The organism is Acidovorax sp. ST3 (genome assembly GCF_003231145.1).
Classification (GTDB): domain Bacteria; phylum Pseudomonadota; class Gammaproteobacteria; order Burkholderiales; family Burkholderiaceae_C; genus Acidovorax.
In genome coordinates, this window is sequence record NZ_QKVP01000002.1 from 818,534 (window position 1) to 832,706 (window position 14,173).

Here is a 14,173-nt window from a genome sequence, read left to right on the forward strand (position 1 = left end):
GCGCGTTCACGAGCCCAAGCCTTGGTTTGTGGCGCCGTTGCCAATATGCGCCGCTGTACAGCCTGTGGTTGATCGGTGATGATAGGATGGTTTCTTTTCCACACCTAACACATTTCCGGTTACATGGCCGCTGTTGATACTGCCCTCAAAGAAGCTTCCGCAGTCGCTCTGCCTGGGCTTGGCCGTGCCCTGATGTCCGCCGGCAAACTGACCCAAAAGTCAGCGGAAGACATTTACAAAAAATCACAAATCAGTCGAACCAGTTTTATTGCCGAACTGACGGGTTCTGGAGCTGTTTCCGCAGCCGATCTCGCACATACGGTGTCGGCGGTCTTTGGCGCCCCGTTGCTCGATCTGGACGCCATTGATCCGTTGCGCTTGCCAAAGGAACTGCTGGATAACAAGATATGCCAAGCATATCGCGTGGTGGTTCTGAGCAAACGCAATAACCGACTGATCGTTGCAACGGCCGACCCGACAGACCAAGAAGCTGCAGAAAAAATCAAGTTCACCACTCAAATGGGTGTGGACTGGATTATCGCGGAGTATGACAAGCTCAGCAGACTGGTAGAAGCAACCACCAAATCGGCAAGCGAGTCGATAGATACAATGGTCAGCGGAGGGGGGGACTTCACGTTTGATGATATTCCCATCGAAGACTCTACCGAGGAAGCAGATACTAGCGCCACGGAAGTTGAAGATGCCCCCATTGTCAAATTCCTCCACAAGATGCTCTTAGACGCATTTAACATGCGTGCATCAGATTTGCACTTTGAACCGTACGAACATCAATATCGCGTTCGTTTCCGAATCGACGGAGAGTTGCGTGAAATAGCCTCTCCACCAATCGCCATTAAAGATAAGCTAGCGTCACGCATCAAAGTAATCTCGCGCTTGGATATTTCTGAAAAGCGTGTTCCTCAAGATGGACGCATGAAGCTAAAGGTGGGACCAGACCGTGTCATCGATTTTCGAGTAAGTACTTTGCCGACTCTGTTTGGCGAAAAAATCGTTATCCGCATTTTGGATCCTAGTAGCGCCAAGCTAGGTATAGATGCTCTAGGTTATGAGCCCGTAGAAAAAGAAAGATTACTGGAAGCCATCGGTCGACCTTACGGCATGATTCTGGTCACTGGCCCTACAGGATCAGGCAAAACTGTTTCTTTGTATACCTGTCTAAACCTACTGAACAAACCAGGCGTCAATATCGCCACAGCCGAAGATCCTTCTGAAATCAATTTACCTGGCGTGAACCAGGTGAACGTCAATGAAAAGGCCGGACTTACATTTGCAGTAGCTCTTAAGTCTTTTCTGCGCCAAGATCCGGATATCATCATGGTAGGGGAAATTCGAGATCTGGAAACTGCAGATATTTCCATCAAGGCGGCACAGACGGGTCACCTCGTACTTTCGACACTGCACACAAATGACGCCCCCACCACACTTACACGGATGCGCAATATGGGCATCGCCCCGTTCAATATTGCGTCAAGTGTGATTCTAATCACTGCGCAACGTTTGGCCCGGCGGTTGTGTCCCGCGTGCAAAGTTCCTGCTGATATTCCTCACGAGGCGTTGGTGGAAGCAGGATATGAAGAAGACGAAATTGATGGATCCTGGGTAACCTACCGTCCAGTGGGATGCTCGGCGTGCAATAACGGTTATAAGGGTCGACTCGGCATTTATCAGGTTATGCCTATCTCCGAGGAGATTCAGCGCATCATCTTACGCGACGGGAGCGCGCTAGAAATCGCAGAACAGGCACGTGCAGAGGGTGTTCGTTCGCTGCGCGAATCTGGCCTCTATAAAGTCAAATTAGGCCTCACTTCCCTCGAAGAAGTTCTGGCAGTTACCAACGAATAGCATCCATTGACGAGGGCACCATGGCGACTGCAGCATCAACAAGAGATATCAAGGATTTTGTTTTTGAATGGGAAGGGAAGGATCGCCACGGCAAGATAGTTCGCGGCGAAATCCGTGCTGTTGGGGAAAACCAAGTGCAGGCGACATTACGTCGTCAAGGCGTTTTTCCAACCAAAATCAAAAAACGACGCATGCGCTCGGGTAAAAAAATCAAACCCAAAGATATTGCGCTATTTACACGGCAACTGGCGACCATGATGAAGGCAGGCGTGCCACTGTTGCAAGCTTTTGATATTGTGGGGCGTGGCAACACAAATGCCAGCGTCACAAAACTGCTCAACGATATACGATCCGATATCGAAACGGGTACATCCCTCAACGGGGCTTTCAGGAAGTACCCCATGTACTTTGACAGCCTTTATTGCAACTTGGTGGAAGCGGGCGAGGCAGCTGGCATTTTGGAGGCCCTATTAGATCGATTGGCCACTTATATGGAAAAAACTGAGGCGATTAAATCAAAGATTAAATCAGCCCTCATGTACCCTATTTCTGTGGTGATTGTGGCTTTCATTGTGGTGACCGTCATCATGCTTTTCGTAATTCCAGCCTTCAAAGAGGTTTTCACTTCATTTGGCGCAGATCTCCCCGCACCCACCTTATTTGTAATGGCAATTAGCGAAGTTTTTGTCAAATGGTGGTGGCTGATTTTTGGTGTGATCGGTGGCGGTTTTTTCTTTTTCATGCAGGCATGGCGTCGCAATGAAAAGATGCAGATGTTCATGGACCGGCTTCTGCTCCGTATCCCGGTGTTTGGCCCCTTGATCGACAAGTCCTGCGTTGCACGCTGGACTCGGACACTATCCACCATGTTCGCGGCAGGTGTACCGCTAGTGGAAGCTCTTGACTCAGTTGGTGGAGCAGCTGGTAATTCGGTGTATTCCTTAGCGACAGACAAAATCCAGCAGGAAGTTTCGACAGGCACCAGCCTCACCGCAGCAATGGGAAATGCCAATATCTTCCCGTCCATGGTGCTGCAAATGTGTGCAATTGGTGAAGAGTCCGGCTCCATCGACCACATGCTTGGTAAAGCCGCAGACTTCTATGAGGCGGAAGTTGACGACATGGTCGCTGGTCTTTCCAGCCTGATGGAACCTATCATCATCGTATTTCTGGGCACGGTCATCGGCGGTATTGTGGTATCTATGTACCTTCCCATCTTCAAGCTCGGTCAGGTTGTGTAATGGTGCTGGAAGCATGGTTGGATGCTGCTATCGGCGGTGTGATTGGTTTGCTTTTCGGTAGTTTTCTCAATGTGGTGATCTACCGCCTTCCCAAAATGATGGAAAGGCAATGGGCGGCAGAACTGGCGCAGGTCGAGGCATCCAACCAGGGCAAAGAGCCGCCCGAGGATACGCAGCCCACCTTCAACCTCATGACGCCTCGATCCCGGTGTCCGGCTTGCGGGCATGTGGTGGAGTGGCATGAAAACATTCCTGTTTTGAGTTACCTGTTCTTGCGTGGGCGTTGCTCGTCCTGCAAGACGCGCATCAGCCCCCGCTACCCGCTGGTCGAGCTGGCGACAGGTGCGCTGTTCTTTTTCTGCATCCACCGCTGGGGCGCGACACCCACAGGGTTGGCATGGTGCGGCTTTTCCGCCGCTCTGGTGGTTTTGGCATTCATTGACTGGGACACCACACTCTTGCCAGATGACATTACCCTGCCCTTGCTCTGGGCGGGGTTGCTGGCGTCGGCCCTGCAATGGACGAATGTGCCGTTGTTTGCCTCGGTCATGGGTGCAGCCGCAGGATATCTGTCGCTCTGGCTGGTGTACTGGGGATTCAAGCTGGCCACCGGCAAGGAAGGGATGGGCTACGGAGACTTCAAGCTGTTTGCGGCTTTGGGGGCCTGGTTCGGCTGGCAGGCACTGGTGCCCATCATTCTGATGTCTTCGGTCATTGGCGCCATCGTCGGGATCGCCATGAAGATTTTCAGCAGCTTGCGTGAAGGTGGCTACATCCCATTCGGCCCCTTTCTGGTCGGCGCAGGGCTCACCGCGATGGTGTTTGGGCCCAACGCCATTCTGGGTACAGTGCTCGGGCTCTTCGGACTCTGACATACCTCCATGGCAACCTCCCGACAGCCTTGGCGCGTGGGACTGACAGGCGGCATTGGCAGTGGCAAGAGTACCGTGGGCCAGATGCTGGCAGCCCTTGGCGCTGCCCTGATTGATGCCGACCAGATTTCCCGGGAAGTGACTGGGCCCGGGGGCGCGGCCATGCCAGCCATCCAAAGTACCTTTGGTGACGCGTATGTCGATGCCTCGGGCGCGTTGGACCGTGCGCGTATGCGGCAACTGGCCTTCAGCCAACCGGAAGCACGCAGCCAGCTGGAGGCCATCGTGCACCCTTTGGTGGCCCTGCACAGCGAGCAACGGATTGAGCAGGCCTTGCAGGCTGGCGCCGGATTGATCGTGCACGACATTCCTCTGCTCACAGAGTCCGGGCGATGGGCTCGTCAGCTTGACGCCGTGGTAGTGGTGGACTGCACAGAGCAGACCCAGATCGCGCGGGTCATGCGGCGCAGCGGCCTGTCCGCCGAAGCTGTACAAGGCATCATGGCCTCGCAAGCCACGCGCTCAGCGCGCAGGGCGGTGGCCGATGTGGTGATTGCCAACGAAGCACACTGCACACTGGAGCAGTTGCAGGCCGAGGTACGGCAAGTGGCCACACTGTTCGGGCTATGATGCGCACGAAACCGTTTGTGCTTTCGCCCCATGCCGTGCGCTACCGGCGTCAGAATACTGCCTGAGCCTCCAGGAACCCGCCAGCGTGATCCTTTACGAATACCCCTTTAACGAGCGTCTCAGAACCTACCTGCGGCTGGAGCAGCTGTTCCGCCGCTTGGGGGAATTGATCCCCCGGCCCCACGCACTGGATCACCACTTCGCCCTGGTCACGATCTTCGAGATCATGGACGTGGCCGCCCGGGCCGATCTGAAGTCGGATGTGCTCAAGGACATTGAAAAGCACAAGCACCAGCTCGACGCCTACCGGGGCAACCCCTCCATTTCTGAAGCGGCGCTCGACGCGGTCATCAGCCAGTTGGACCGGTGCTTCGTGGCGCTCAACACCCAAAGCGGCAAGTCGGGCCACGCGCTGACTGAAAACGACTGGCTGATGAGCATTCGCAGCCGTATCGGCATTCCGGGTGGGACCTGCGGCTTTGACCTGCCCGCCTACTACGCATGGCAGCACCATACTCCCGCAGTGCGCCAGCAGGCGCTGGAAGAGTGGGCTTCCACCCTGGCCCCCCTTGCCGAGTCGATCTATGTGTTGCTCAAGCTGCTGCGCGATTCAGGCGTGCCCCAAAAGGTGGCTGCCGAACGTGGGCAGTTTCAGCAAAACCTGCCCCAGGGCCGCACCTTCCAGCTGCTGCGGCTTCGCATCGACCCGACCCTGAACCTGATCCCGGAAATCAGTGGTAACCGTCTGATTGTCTCGGTACGGCTCATGCGGCTGGAAGCTGATGGGCGTTTGCACGCCTGCAACGAAGACGCAGCATTTGAACTGACCCTGTGCGCATAGGCCTTAGCAAGCCCTAGCCCTAGCCCAAGCCCAGAGACTGCATAGCGTCGAGGCCCGCTGAAGATCAGGCCGGCCGATTTGAGCAAGAGGATCACCCCAAGGATGCCCCACTCCCCAGCCCCCTCCCCGCAGGCGCGCATCGTCACCTGCCCCAGCTGCGGCGGCAATAGCGTGTACAGCCCCGCGAACGTGTACCGCCCTTTTTGCAGTGAGCGCTGCAAACAGATCGACCTCGGCGCGTGGGCCAGCGAAAGCTTTCGCATGCCCACCGAAGCGCCGCCAGACGACGCCCCCCATGGCGACCCGCGCCAGCAGCATTGACCAAGATTACAGGCTCCGTTCAAGAGCCATCTCGTCCAAAACCAGCGGTAGCGCCAGTACTGCATGCCTGAGCAGCTACTAATTCAATAGCACATCAGTCCCATACAGGCGGAGATTTCAATCCACCGCAGACTGCAAACCCCGTTCCTCGGCCAGCCATTGCAGCACCGGATAGGCACCCGGCAGCACGGGAGACACCGTGATCGGCATTTGCTGCCAGGCCATGGCCTGGCCTTCGCGCATCTCGAACTCGCCGGTCCATTCCCAGACCTTGCACCAGTGCAGGCGAACCAGCGCATGGGGGTAATCGTGTTCGGTCACTTTCCAGACGCTGGCCGGGCCGATGGTCACGCCCAGCTCCTCGATCAGTTCGCGGCGCAGGGCCTGCTCCACCGTCTCACCCGCTTCGAGCTTGCCGCCCGGAAACTCCCAGTACCCTGCGTAGGGCTTGCCCGGCGGGCGGGTAGACAACAGCATCGCGCCATCAGCGCGCAGCAGGATGCCCACGGCCACTTCGGTGTGTTTGCGTTCGGTGCTGGCTGGCGTGCCACTAGGGGCGATATTTTCAGCCACCATGGCGCCCCGCATAATCGCGCGCAAACTGGTACGCCACACGGCCGCTGCGCGAGCCACGCTCCAGCGCCCAGACCAGCGCCTCAGGCCGCGCCTCCTCAATGGCCTGCGCGGGCACACCGAACGACGACAGCCACTGCGCCACGATGGTCAGGTACTCCTGCTGGCTGAACGGGTAGAAACTGACCCACAGGCCGAAGCGCTCGGACAGCGAAATCTTCTCTTCCACCACCTCGCCCGGGTGCACCTCGCCGTCTTCGGTGTGGGTGTAGGTGAGGTTGTCGGCCATGTACTCCGGCAGCAAGTGGCGCCGGTTACTCGTGGCGTAGATCAGCACGTTGGGCGTAGCCGCCGCCACCGAGCCGTCCAGAATCGACTTGAGCGCCTTATAGCCTGGTTCGCCGTCCTCAAAACTCAGGTCATCGCAGAAGACGATGAATTTCTCGGGCCGGTCAGACACTACATCCACGATGTCCGGCAGGTCGGTCAGGTCGGCCTTGTCCACCTCGATCAGGCGCAGGCCTTCGGCCGCATAGGCGTTCAGGCAGGCCTTGATGAGCGACGACTTGCCGGTGCCACGCGCGCCAGTCAGCAGCACGTTGTTGGCGGGCTTGCCCTGCACAAACTGCTGGGTGTTGCGCTCAATCTTTTCTTTTTGCGGATCGATTTCCTTGAGGTCCGCCAACCGCATTGCGCCCACGTGGCGTACGGGCTCCAGCGTGCCATGCCCACTGCTGCGCTTGCGGTAGCGCCAGGCAATGGATGTGGACCATTCGGGTGCTCCCAGCGGCTGGGGCAGCACAGACTCAATGCGGGCGATGAGCTGCTCAGCACGCTCGACCAGACGTTCAAATTTTTCGTTCATTGTGGCGACATGCGCTAGTGGAATATGCCTCAACAGCTATCACAAAGATAGCAAAACCCAACTCACGAGCGGTAATCTGCGTTGATGGTCACGTACTCGTGGCTGAAGTCGCAGGTCCACACCGTGTCTGCTGCGGTTCCACGTCCCAGCAGCACCCTCACGGTGATCTCGCTCTGCTTCATCACGCGCTGGCCGTCTTCTTCGCGATAGGCGGGGTTCCGCCCCCCTTGCAGCGCTACATGCACATCGTCCAGATACAGGTCAATGCCGGTCTGGTCCAGGTCGTCAATGCCAGCGTAGCCCACGGCCGCCAGGATGCGGCCCAGGTTCGGGTCGCTGGCAAAAAAGGCCGTCTTGACCAGTGGCGAATGGGCAATGGCGTAGGCCACCTTGCGGCACTCCTCACCGGTCTTGCCGCCCTCAACCCGCACCGTGATGAACTTGGTCGCCCCCTCGCCATCCCGCACGATGGCCTGCGCCAGCTTTTGCGACACCGAAAGCATCGCCGCCTTGAGGGCCTGGCCGTCCGCGCTGTCGAGCGAGGTCACGGGGGCATGCGCTGCCTTATTGGTGGCAACGACCACGAAGGAGTCATTCGTCGATGTGTCGCCGTCGATGGTGACGCGGTTGAAGGAGCCGTCCGCCAGTTCACGCGCCAGTTGCTGCATGACGGCGGGGGCCACGCAAGCGTCCGTGGCCAGGAAGCCCAGCATGGTGGCCATGTTGGGGCGGATCATGCCCGCGCCCTTGCTGATGCCCGTGATGGACACCGTGGCACCACCGATCTGCACCTGCGCAGAGAATGCCTTGGGCTGTGTGTCGGTGGTCATGATGCCCTCGGCGGCACGCGCCCAGTGGCCGGGCTGCGCGTCGGCGATGGCGGCGGGCAGTCCCGCTTCGATGCGGTCGTTGGGCAGCGGCTCCATGATCACGCCGGTCGAGAACGGCAGGATCTGCTCGGGCGCCACGCTCAGCTGGCGGGCGAGCGCAATGCAGGTGGAGCGCGCACGCGCCAGGCCGTCTGCCCCCGTGCCCGCGTTGGCGTTGCCGGTGTTGATGACCATGGCGCGGATGGGTTGGCCGCTGGCCAGATGCTCGCGGCTGATCTGCACCGGCGCTGCGCAAAAGCGGTTCTGCGTGAACACGCCCGCCACGCTGGCTCCCTCGTCCAGCAGGAACACGGTGAGGTCCTTGCGGTGGGCCTTGCGGACACCGGCTTCGGCAACACCGATGCGCACGCCCGCGATGGGGTGCAGATCGGCAGCAACGGGGGCGACTAGATTGACGGGCATGGGGGTCTTTCTCAAAAAACTGCGGCCGATTATCCGGAAAACCGTGGCGCGCCAATGAAAACACGGGCCGAAGCCCGTGTTGTCTGGATCAGTAAATCAAGCCAGTTTGCCGTGGCACTGCTTGTACTTCTTGCCGCTGCCGCAAGGGCAGGGGTCGTTACGGCCCACGCGCATGCCTTCAGGCACCGCTTGCTGGGCCACGGTCTGTGCATCCACCGTGGTCTCCACTTCGCCGGTTTCGGTGGGTGCGGTGTAGGTCACGTTGGCAATGCTTTCGGCGCGCTGCTCCATGTCCTGCGCAGCCTGGTCGAGTTGCGCCTGCGACTGCACCTGCACGGTCATGAGGATCTTGGTCACCTCGTTCTTGACCTGGTCGATCAGCTGGCGGAACAGCTCGAAGGCCTCGCGCTTGTACTCCTGCTTGGGCTGCTTTTGCGCGTAGCCGCGCAGGTGAATGCCCTGGCGCAGATAGTCGAGGGCGCTCAGGTGATCACGCCAGTTGGAGTCAAAGTTCTGCAGCAGCACCACACGCTCGAACTGCGTGAAGTTCTCGCGGCCCACCTGCTCGACCTTGGCATTGAAGGCCGCATGTGCTGCCTGCAAGACCTTGTCCAGGATTTCATCGTCGGTGATCGCATTGGCGCCCTGCACTTCCTGCTGCAGCGCAATCGATACCTGCCATTCTTCGGCGAGCGCCTTCTCCAGCGCAGCCAGATCCCATTGCTCTTCCACCGATTCGGCGGGCACGTACTGGCGCACCAGATCGGTCATGCAGTCTTCGCGCATGGCCGCAATCACATCCGACAGGTCAGACGCGTCCAGGATGTCGTTGCGCTGCTGGTAGATCACCTTGCGCTGGTCGTTGGCCACATCGTCGTACTCCAGCAACTGCTTGCGGATGTCGAAATTGCGGGCCTCCACCTTGCGCTGGGCCGACTCGATGCTGCGGGTCACGATGCCCGCTTCAATGGCTTCGCCATCGGGCATCTTCAGGCGGTCCATGATCGCCTTGACGCGGTCGCCCGCGAAGATGCGCATCAGCGAGTCGTCAAGGCTCAGATAGAAACGCGACGATCCTGGGTCACCCTGGCGGCCCGAACGGCCACGCAGCTGGTTGTCGATGCGACGGGACTCATGGCGCTCGGTGGCGATGATGCGCAGGCCGCCCAGCGCCTTGACCTTCTCGTGGTCCACCTTCCACTGCTCGCGCAGCGCGGCCACCTTGGCGGCGCGCTCGGACTCGGACAGGGACTCGTCGGCTTCGATGGCTGCCACATCCTTCTCGATGTTGCCGCCCAGCACGATGTCAGTCCCACGGCCGGCCATGTTGGTGGCGATGGTGATCATGCCCTCGCGACCCGCCTGGGCCACGATATCGGCCTCGCGGGCGTGCTGCTTGGCATTGAGCACCTGGTGGGGCAGGCCTTCCTTGTTCAGCAGCTGGTCGATGATTTCCGAGTTCTCAATCGACGTGGTCCCCACCAGCACAGGCTGGCCGCGCTCGTGGCATTCGCGGATGTCCTTGATTGCAGCTTCGTACTTCTCACGCGTGGTCTTGTAGACGCGGTCCAGCTGGTCGTCGCGCTTGCTGGGCCGGTTGGGCGGAATGACCATGGTTTCCAGGCCATAGATTTCCTGGAACTCATAGGCTTCGGTGTCGGCCGTGCCCGTCATGCCGGCGAGCTTGCTGTACAGGCGGAAATAGTTCTGGAAGGTGATAGAGGCCAGCGTCTGGTTCTCGGCCTGGATGTTCACGCCTTCCTTGGCTTCCACGGCCTGGTGCAGGCCTTCGCTCCAGCGGCGACCCGACATCAGGCGACCGGTGAACTCGTCCACGATGACGATCTCACCGTTTTGCACCACGTAGTGCTGATCGCGGTGGTACAGGTGGTTGGCCCGCAGCGCTGCATACAGGTGGTGCATCAGCGTGATGTTGGCCGGGTCGTACACCGATGCGCCTTCGGCGATCAGGCCATGCGAGGCCAGAATGCGTTCGGCCGTTTCGTGGCCTTGCTCGGTCAGGAACACCTGGTGGGTTTTTTCGTCCAGAGTGAAGTCGCCGGGCTTGGTCACGCCCTCACCCGTGCGGGGGTCGGCTTCGCCCTCCTGGCGCACCAGCAGAGGCACCACCTTGTTCATGGCGATGTACATCGCCGTGTGGTCTTCGGCCTGACCGCTGATGATGAGCGGCGTGCGGGCCTCGTCGATCAGGATGGAGTCCACCTCGTCCACGATGGCGTAGTTCAGCCCCTGTTGCACGCGGTCCTGCGCCTCGTAGACCATGTTGTCGCGCAGGTAGTCAAAGCCGTATTCGTTGTTGGTGCCATAGGTGATATCAGCACGGTACGCCGCCTGCTTTTCCTCACGGGGCATGTTGGGCAGGTTGATGCCCACCGTGAGGCCCAGGAAGTTGTACAGGCGCCCCATCCACTGCGCGTCGCGATTGGCGAGGTAGTCATTCACAGTCACCACGTGCACGCCCTTGCCCGAGAGGGCATTGAGGTACACCGGCAGTGTGGCCGTCAGGGTCTTGCCTTCGCCAGTGCGCATTTCGGCGATCTTGCCGAAGTGCAGCGCCATGCCGCCCAGCAGCTGCACATCAAAGTGCCGCATCTTCATGATGCGCTTGGAGCCCTCGCGCACCACGGCAAACGCTTCGGGAAGGATGCTGTCCAGCGACTCGCCTTTGGCCACGCGGTCCTTGAACTCCTGCGTCTTGGTCCGGAGCTGCTCGTCCGACAGCTTCTCGTACTCGGGCTCCATCGCATTGATGCGGTTCACCGTCTTGCGGTACTGCTTGAGAAGCCGGTCATTGCGGCTGCCGAATATTTTGGTGAGGAAGTTGGTGGCCATGCGAACAGGACCGCCTGTCCCGCTGCCATCAGCGCGTCAGGCGACCGAAATCCCTAAGATGAATTGAGTTCAGATGGGTCCTGCGACCGGTATTGCAAGCAATGCAACGGCGGGCAGAGAACGCCGGACCCGCGATTTTACCTGCCCGTTGCCGGGGTAGCCGGCTGTCCCGCCAACGGGGAGGGCTGAACCGCGGCGACCTGCGCCCCGGTGGCTGTACCGCCCGCATTCAGGAACTTCTGCGGGTCCTGGAAAACCCCCTGCACCAGCACCTCAAAGTGCAGATGGGGTCCCGTGGAGCGACCGGTGGTGCCAATCTCTGCAATCTTTTGCCCACGGCGCACGATATCGCCTTGTTTGACGAGGACGCGCGAGGCATGGGCATAGCGTGTCACCAGCTGGTTGCCATGGTCTACCTCGACCATGTTGCCGTAGGCGGGGTGGTATTCCTGGGTCACGACCACGCCCCCGGCGGCCGCCAAGATGGGCGTGCCGGTATCTGCCTGGAAATCCAGCCCCGTGTGCAAGGCCGACTGCCCCGTAATGGGGTCGACGCGCCAGCCAAATCCCGAACCTGCCACGCGCCCCGTGACGGGCGCATGGGTCGGGATCATCTTCTTGCGAATGTGCTGGTCAAACAGGCGGGACTCCAGCACCGTCATCAGATCCACACGCTGATTGGTCAGGCGTTCCAGATCATCCAGCGTGGCCTGCAGCTCTTCCATCGAGAGGTTGCGAGCGCTCACCAAGGCACCGCCGCGCGCATCCTGCTTCGGGATGTCCGCAGGGGCCATGCCTGCCAAGCCCAGCACACGGTCCCCCAGGGACTCCAGCTGCACCATGCGCGCCTGCATTTCACCCACGCGCCGGGCCATGGCGTCCAGGTTGGCGCGCATAAAACGGTCACGCTCCGCAAACTCGTCCTTGACCACCAGACGCACCAGCGAGCCCACAATGGGCCAACCCTCACGCGCGCCTTTCAGAAACACCCAGTGGTACAGCCCTGCCGCCACTACCATCAAGCAAAGCGATACCGCAAGCCCCGCCAGTACCAGGCGTGTGCCAGACAAATGAATGGCCCGGCTGCGCGCCAGCCTGGCGTCCGTGATAATCAAGTGCACTGTCCATACTCCAAGCCCGAAGACGCTACGCCATGAATCGCCGCCACTACGCCGTCACCCTGCAGCAGGCCAGCGAGGAATCCCCCACACTGGCCAGGCTCACAGCGCTGACACGCGACTCCAGTGATCGGCTCAAGGCCATTGAATTGCTGATCCCCGCCGCGCTGCGCCCCGCAGTTCAGGCGGGTCCCATCGACGGGGACAGCTGGTGCCTGCTGGTGAAGAGCAACGCTGCGGCGGCAAAAATACGCCAACTGCTGCCTGCTTTGCAGGCGCATCTACGCAGTCGGGGGTGGGAGGTTAACGCGATTCGCCTGAAAGTTCAAACCTGACGGCAAGCGTCGGGGCCAGGGAATGCGAAAAGAAGCAAGATGGTGCCGGTTGTCGGAATCGAACTGACGACCTACCGCTTACAAGGCGGGTGCTCTACCAACTGAGCTAAACCGGCGAAGGCAGTATTTTATCCTGTAAAAACCGCCCGAAATTTGAAAACCCGTTATTTGATGCGCTTCAGCGAGGGACGCGTGCCACCCTGAGAAGGCGGAGGCCGGGGCGCATCGCCCCCATCGTCCTTGTGACCGTCTTCTACCCCCACCAGTTGCACAATGCGATCTTCAGCGGCTGCTGGCGCCTCCTCCGCTGGCGCGGCAGCAGGAGCCCCCGCCGCAGACAGTGCTGCCGGAGCCCCTTCAGCAGAAGACAGCAGATCCACCGGGGGCGGAAACGCCATACCTTGACCGTTCTCGCGGGCATAGATGGCAATCACACGGCCCACGGGCACCAGGATTTCGCGGGGCTTGCCGCCAAATCGGGCTTTGAATTCGATGAATTCATTGCCCAGCTGCAACGCGCTGGTGGCATCAAAGCTGATGTTCAGAACGATTTCGCCGTCCTTCACATACTCGCGCGGCACCTGCACGGAATCGTCCACACGCACCGCCACATAAGGCGTCAGCCCGTTGTCGGTGCACCATTCGTAGAGTGCACGAATGAGATAGGGGCGCGTGGAGGTCGATTCCTGTGCGGTCATGGATGGCGTTGTTACGGCTGCAATGGAAGAAGTGAAGTCTGCAGGCCGCTGCTTACTTGCGCATGACCTTTTCGGACGGCGTCAGCGCTTCGATGTAGGCCGGGCGCGAGAAGATGCGCTCTGCGTACTTGAGCAGCGGAGCCGCATTCTTGGACAGGTCAATGCCGTAGTAGTCGAGGCGCCACAGCAGTGGGGCAATGGCCACGTCCAGCATCGAGAAGTTGTCGCCCAGCATGTATTTGTTCTTGAGAAACACGGGAGCCAGCTGCGTCAGGCGGTCGCGAATGTGCGCGCGGGCCTTTTCCAGCGCCTTTTCGTTGCCCTTGGTGGCGCGCGACTCGAGCGTGTTCACGTGCACGAACAGTTCCTTCTCGAAGTTGAGCAGGAACAGGCGCACGCGGGCGCGGTCCACCGGGTCACCGGGCATCAGTTGGGGGTGAGGAAAACGCTCATCGATGTACTCATTGATGATGTTCGACTCGTACAGGATCAGGTCACGCTCGACCAGGATGGGCACCTGGCCGTACGGGTTCATCACGCTGATGTCTTCGGGCTTGTTGTACAGGTCCACATCGCGGATTTCAAAGTCCATGCCCTTTTCAAACAGGACAAAACGGCAGCGGTGGGAGAAGGGACAGGTCGTACCCGAATAAAGCACCATCATGGTGGGA

Annotated in this window: 14 protein-coding genes and 1 tRNA gene; 7 read left to right on the top strand and 8 right to left on the bottom strand. The window is 59.7% G+C overall.

The window, feature by feature from the left end:
* Window positions 1-123 precede the first annotated feature (123 nt).
* The 6 genes from pilB to DNK89_RS08660 all read left to right on the top strand — a co-directional run bounded on the left by pilB (window position 124) and on the right by DNK89_RS08660 (window position 5,768).
* Window positions 124-1,863 (top strand): type IV-A pilus assembly ATPase PilB, encoded by a 1,740-nt coding sequence (gene pilB, locus DNK89_RS08635; RefSeq protein ID WP_110959716.1) that lies wholly within the window; start codon window positions 124-126, stop codon window positions 1,861-1,863.
* 20 nt (window positions 1,864-1,883) lie between these two features.
* Window positions 1,884-3,104, top strand: a complete 1,221-nt coding sequence (locus DNK89_RS08640; protein WP_110959717.1) for a type II secretion system F family protein — start codon at window positions 1,884-1,886, stop codon at window positions 3,102-3,104.
* Entirely contained in the window at window positions 3,104-3,976 is an 873-nt protein-coding gene (locus tag DNK89_RS08645; protein ID WP_110959718.1) for an A24 family peptidase, read from the top strand. The genes DNK89_RS08640 and DNK89_RS08645 overlap by 1 nt, the downstream gene beginning before the upstream one ends.
* Before the next feature lie 9 nt (window positions 3,977-3,985).
* A complete protein-coding gene (coaE, locus tag DNK89_RS08650) occupies window positions 3,986-4,606 on the top strand; it encodes a dephospho-CoA kinase (protein WP_110959719.1) in 621 nt (206 codons plus the stop codon).
* 85 nt (window positions 4,607-4,691) lie between these two features.
* Window positions 4,692-5,447, top strand: coding sequence for a cell division protein ZapD (gene zapD, locus DNK89_RS08655; RefSeq protein ID WP_015012712.1), 756 nt, complete (start codon window positions 4,692-4,694; stop codon window positions 5,445-5,447).
* A gap of 102 nt (window positions 5,448-5,549) precedes the next feature.
* Window positions 5,550-5,768, top strand: coding sequence for a DNA gyrase inhibitor YacG (locus DNK89_RS08660; protein WP_015012711.1), 219 nt, complete (start codon window positions 5,550-5,552; stop codon window positions 5,766-5,768).
* Between the two features lie 117 nt (window positions 5,769-5,885).
* Here DNK89_RS08660 and DNK89_RS08665 read toward each other — a convergent pair whose 3' ends face one another.
* From DNK89_RS08665 to DNK89_RS08685, 5 genes are all read right to left on the bottom strand, one after another.
* The gene (locus tag DNK89_RS08665; protein WP_203422237.1) at window positions 5,886-6,356 is read right to left on the bottom strand and encodes an NUDIX domain-containing protein; all 471 of its coding nucleotides are present in this window, start codon (window positions 6,354-6,356) and stop codon (window positions 5,886-5,888) included.
* Window positions 6,334-7,206, bottom strand: coding sequence for an ATP-binding protein (locus DNK89_RS08670; protein WP_110959720.1), 873 nt, complete (start codon window positions 7,204-7,206; stop codon window positions 6,334-6,336). The genes DNK89_RS08665 and DNK89_RS08670 overlap by 23 nt, the downstream gene beginning before the upstream one ends.
* A 62-nt stretch (window positions 7,207-7,268) precedes the next feature.
* Window positions 7,269-8,498 carry a bifunctional glutamate N-acetyltransferase/amino-acid acetyltransferase ArgJ gene (gene argJ, locus DNK89_RS08675; RefSeq protein ID WP_110959721.1) on the bottom strand — a complete coding sequence of 410 codons (1,230 nt, stop codon included), beginning with the start codon at window positions 8,496-8,498 and terminating at the stop codon, window positions 7,269-7,271.
* Window positions 8,499-8,594: 96 nt separating this feature from the next.
* Window positions 8,595-11,351 carry a preprotein translocase subunit SecA gene (secA, locus tag DNK89_RS08680; RefSeq protein ID WP_110959722.1) on the bottom strand — a complete coding sequence of 919 codons (2,757 nt, stop codon included), beginning with the start codon at window positions 11,349-11,351 and terminating at the stop codon, window positions 8,595-8,597.
* Between the two features lie 137 nt (window positions 11,352-11,488).
* The gene (locus tag DNK89_RS08685; RefSeq protein WP_110959723.1) at window positions 11,489-12,472 is read right to left on the bottom strand and encodes a M23 family metallopeptidase; all 984 of its coding nucleotides are present in this window, start codon (window positions 12,470-12,472) and stop codon (window positions 11,489-11,491) included.
* 32 nt (window positions 12,473-12,504) lie between these two features.
* Between DNK89_RS08685 and DNK89_RS08690 the strand changes: the two genes are divergently transcribed.
* Window positions 12,505-12,804 carry a hypothetical protein gene (locus DNK89_RS08690; protein ID WP_015012705.1) on the top strand — a complete coding sequence of 100 codons (300 nt, stop codon included), beginning with the start codon at window positions 12,505-12,507 and terminating at the stop codon, window positions 12,802-12,804.
* A 40-nt stretch (window positions 12,805-12,844) separates the two neighbouring features.
* Here the strand turns inward: DNK89_RS08690 and DNK89_RS08695 are convergent.
* The 3 genes from DNK89_RS08695 to DNK89_RS08705 form a co-directional block, all read right to left on the bottom strand.
* Window positions 12,845-12,920, bottom strand: a tRNA-Thr gene (locus DNK89_RS08695).
* 48 nt (window positions 12,921-12,968) lie between these two features.
* Window positions 12,969-13,502, bottom strand: coding sequence for a ClpXP protease specificity-enhancing factor (locus DNK89_RS08700; RefSeq protein ID WP_110959724.1), 534 nt, complete (start codon window positions 13,500-13,502; stop codon window positions 12,969-12,971).
* 52 nt (window positions 13,503-13,554) lie between these two features.
* Complete coding sequence (locus DNK89_RS08705; RefSeq protein ID WP_005794209.1) at window positions 13,555-14,166, bottom strand: glutathione S-transferase N-terminal domain-containing protein; 612 nt, start codon at window positions 14,164-14,166, stop codon at window positions 13,555-13,557.
* Between the last annotated feature and the right edge of the window lie 7 nt (window positions 14,167-14,173).

Coding starts and splice junctions, on each gene's coding strand:
- pilB (WP_110959716.1), top strand. CDS start 124: ATGGCCGCTGTTGATACTGCCCTCAAAGAAGCTTCCGCAGTCGCTCTG.
- DNK89_RS08640 (WP_110959717.1), top strand. CDS start 1,884: ATGGCGACTGCAGCATCAACAAGAGATATCAAGGATTTTGTTTTTGAA.
- DNK89_RS08645 (WP_110959718.1), top strand. CDS start 3,104: ATGGTGCTGGAAGCATGGTTGGATGCTGCTATCGGCGGTGTGATTGGT.
- coaE (WP_110959719.1), top strand. CDS start 3,986: ATGGCAACCTCCCGACAGCCTTGGCGCGTGGGACTGACAGGCGGCATT.
- DNK89_RS08660 (WP_015012711.1), top strand. CDS start 5,550: ATGCCCCACTCCCCAGCCCCCTCCCCGCAGGCGCGCATCGTCACCTGC.
- DNK89_RS08665 (WP_203422237.1), bottom strand. CDS start 6,356: ATGCGGGGCGCCATGGTGGCTGAAAATATCGCCCCTAGTGGCACGCCA.
- DNK89_RS08670 (WP_110959720.1), bottom strand. CDS start 7,206: ATGAACGAAAAATTTGAACGTCTGGTCGAGCGTGCTGAGCAGCTCATC.
- argJ (WP_110959721.1), bottom strand. CDS start 8,498: ATGCCCGTCAATCTAGTCGCCCCCGTTGCTGCCGATCTGCACCCCATC.
- secA (WP_110959722.1), bottom strand. CDS start 11,351: ATGGCCACCAACTTCCTCACCAAAATATTCGGCAGCCGCAATGACCGG.
- DNK89_RS08690 (WP_015012705.1), top strand. CDS start 12,505: ATGAATCGCCGCCACTACGCCGTCACCCTGCAGCAGGCCAGCGAGGAA.
- DNK89_RS08700 (WP_110959724.1), bottom strand. CDS start 13,502: ATGACCGCACAGGAATCGACCTCCACGCGCCCCTATCTCATTCGTGCA.
- DNK89_RS08705 (WP_005794209.1), bottom strand. CDS start 14,166: ATGATGGTGCTTTATTCGGGTACGACCTGTCCCTTCTCCCACCGCTGC.